At 44.4% G+C, this 3,341-nt stretch carries 2 protein-coding genes; both read right to left on the bottom strand.

The features are described from left to right. Positions 1 to 1,208: type II secretion system F family protein (locus A3757_RS10340; protein WP_068739569.1), on the bottom strand; the 1,208-nt coding region annotated here is incomplete at its 3' end. 3 nt (positions 1,209 to 1,211) lie between these two features. Continuing rightward, positions 1,212 to 2,918, bottom strand: a complete 1,707-nt coding sequence (pilB, locus tag A3757_RS10335) for a type IV-A pilus assembly ATPase PilB (protein WP_068512909.1) — start codon at positions 2,916 to 2,918, stop codon at positions 1,212 to 1,214. Positions 2,919 to 3,341: the final 423 nt, after the last annotated feature.

The following is a 3,341-nucleotide window of genomic DNA, read 5'->3' as shown; positions in this document are numbered from 1 at the left end:
ACCTGTCCCATCTGGAAGATTGGTAAGTACATGGCGATGATCAATCCACCAATCAGTACACCTAAAACGGACATAATAATCGGCTCCATTAGTGCCGTCATATTATCAACCAGGTCATCTACCTCATCTTCGAAGTGCGTCGCGACTTTGTCTAGCATCGTATCAAGTGCACCAGACTCCTCACCGATCGAAACCATTTGTACTGCCATGGAGGGGAACACACCGGTAGAACGCATAGAATATTGAAGTTGTGTACCCGAGGCTACATCGTCTCGCACCTTAAAAACGGCGTTACGATAAACAATATTACCTGTTGCGCCGGCAACTGAGTCGAGAGCGTCTACAAGAGGTACACCTGCTGAGAAAGTGGTAGACAATACGCGTGCAAAGCGTGCAATGGATGATTTCTCAATAATCCGACCTACGATAGGAATCTTGAGTTTTGCCTTATCGCTTGCATCACGGAAAGCCTCGGAACGTTGACTTGCTTGTTTAAATGCGAAGACTAGTCCCGCAATGGTTAATATAAGTATAAACCAGTACTCCTGCATCCATTCAGAGAGTCCAACAACAAACTGAGTAAAAGCAGGAAGTTCGGCGCCAAAGCCCTTAAACATTTCATCAAATGTTGGTACAACTTTTACCAAGAGAATAGTGGTAACGATAAAAGAGACAACCAGTACCGAAATGGGGTAGCTCATTGCTTTTTTAACTTTCTTCTTTAGTGCCTCTGTTTTTTCCATGTAAGTCGCAACACGGTCTAACATGGTTTCGAGTGCACCCGACTTCTCACCAGAGTCAACTAGGTTGCAAAATAAATCATCGAAATGTTGAGGGTGTTTACGAAGCGCGCCGGCAAAATTGTTACCTGCAGCGACTTCATTTTTAATATCAATAACCAGTGTTTGCAGGCTTGGATTCTCAAGGCCGTCTGCAACAATATCAAAGGCTTGAATAAGCGGTACGCCCGCTTTCATCATGGTAGCAAGCTGGCGCGTAAAAATAGCGACATCGAAGGGGGTTATTTTTTTCCCTTTCGCACGAGTGGCAGCCGCTTTTTTTACTTTGACGGGTTTTATGCCTTGCTTACGAAGCTGTGCTTTGACCAAGGCCGAGTTTGCCGCGGCCATAACGCCTGTGGTTTTATTGCCTTTCCGGTCAGTACCTTCCCAGGAAAAGGACAGTGTCTTATCTGTGGTGCTTGCCATGTGTTAGTCCTTGGTTACACGTTCGACTTCTTCAAGGCTGGTGACGCCTTCAATAGCCTTTAAAAGTGCTGATTTTCTAAGGTTGTTAAAGCCTTCTTCATCTGCCTGCTTTGCGATTTCAAGTGAAGTGGCTTCGGACATAATAAGTTGAGCGATCTTAGGCGTGTTTTTAACGACTTCGTAAATGCCCACCCGGCCTTTATAGCCTTTATTACATTTATCACACCCTTTTGGTTTATAAAGTGTAAAACCTGTATCAATTTGTTCTTTTGTGAAGCCTTCCTTCTCTAGTGTTTCGGGAGGGATATCAGCAGGCTCTTTACAGGCGCTGCATAAGCGTCTTGCCAGTCGTTGTGCGATGATAAGACTGACAGATGTGGCGATGTTAAATGCCGGAACGCCCATATTGATCATACGAGTTAAGGTTTCTGGTGCACTATTGGTATGCAGGGTCGACATGACCATATGACCCGTCTGTGCTGCTTTGATCGCGATAGACGCAGTTTCCAGGTCTCGAATCTCACCCACCATGATGATGTCAGGGTCTTGACGTAAGAAAGACCTAAGCGCTTCAGGGAAGCCAAGCCCGACCTTCGGGTTAACGTTAACCTGGTTGATACCTTCCAGGTTGATCTCAACCGGGTCTTCCGCGGTAGAGATATTTCGTTCGTCAGTATTTAGTATATTCAAACCGGTATAGAGTGATACTGTTTTACCACTCCCCGTAGGGCCGGTTACTAGGATAAGCCCTTGCGGCTGGTGAAGCGCATCCATATAGAGCTCTTTCTGGACGTCTTCGTAACCCAATGCGTCAATCCCCATTTTCGCGCTGCTCGGGTCAAGAATACGCAATACAATTTTTTCGCCCCACAACGTAGGTAGGGTATTCACCCGGAAATCAATCGCTTTGGTTTTTGATAGCTTTAGCTTAATACGTCCATCTTGAGGAATTCGCCGCTCAGAAATATCCAGCTGGGACATAACCTTTAAACGGGCTGATATCTTGGGGGCCAGTTTAATGGAGGGCTTTGAAACTTCGTGTAATATACCGTCTGTACGGTAGCGAACGCGGTAGCTTTTTTCATAAGGTTCGAAGTGTAAATCTGATGCGCCAGTTTTGATTGCGTCGAGTAGCATCTTGTTGACGTATTTAACAATCGGCGCATCATCCGCATCACTAGCCGACACTTCATTGTCTGAGTCATCGCTCTGATCAACATCGATGTCGTCAAGGTCTGCATCGTCCAGATCGCCCATCGTTGTATCCTGCGACTCAAGATACTTCTCGATGGCTGCATTAAGCTTGTCATCTTCAACGAGTATTGCGTCAACACTTGCGCCTGTATGAAACTTGATTTCATCAAGGGCAATAATATTGGTTGGGTCCGATACCGCAATAAAAAGCCGATTGCCACGCATAAATAAAGGCAGGGCATGGTGTTTTCTAATTAGCTTTTCATCAACCACCTTTTCGGGGAAGGATTCTTGCTGAAAGGCATTTAGGTCCAAAACAGGCATACCAAATTCTTGCGCAGCAGAAAATGCTAGGTCCTTGGCTTTAGCCGCTTTTGCTTGAACCAGATGGGAAACCAGTGATAAATTGTTCTGATGAGCGTGTAGCTGTGCTTTTCGGGCAGTTTCTTCATCGAGTAACTGATCCAAAACAAACTTTCTGGCCAAGCCAGTAAGTGTCGTGTTTTCTGCTGTCATGGGGCTTCTTTGCTTGAGTTAAATTCACCATTTAGATGCACAAACTAATGTTTGGACTAAATAACTGGCTTTAAACGGTTTAGCGCTTGCTGATAAACGCATACATATATAAGGAAGTGTAGTGGAAGTTTTCAGATTTAAAAGAAAGCTTCGCATAGTGTGAGTAACTGACAAATATTGTCACTTCCTGTCATCAAGAGTATGGTCCAATACTTGTGATAATACTTCAAGGTAATTCTATAAAAGAACTGTAATCTACTGACTAATAAGGGAAATAATATTAATATTTGTAATTGGCACGTTGCCTGCTATTGTTTAAGTGTCGGTACGCAGAGTGTGAAGACTGATTGCAAACGCTTAGAAGAGCAAGCAACTTTCCTGACGCGAAGCCATCCTTAAGGGTAGACTCAAGTTTACCTTTAA

The sequence above is a fragment of the Oleiphilus sp. HI0117 genome (genome assembly GCF_001635235.1).
This window is presented reverse-complemented; position numbering and strand designations above follow the sequence as displayed.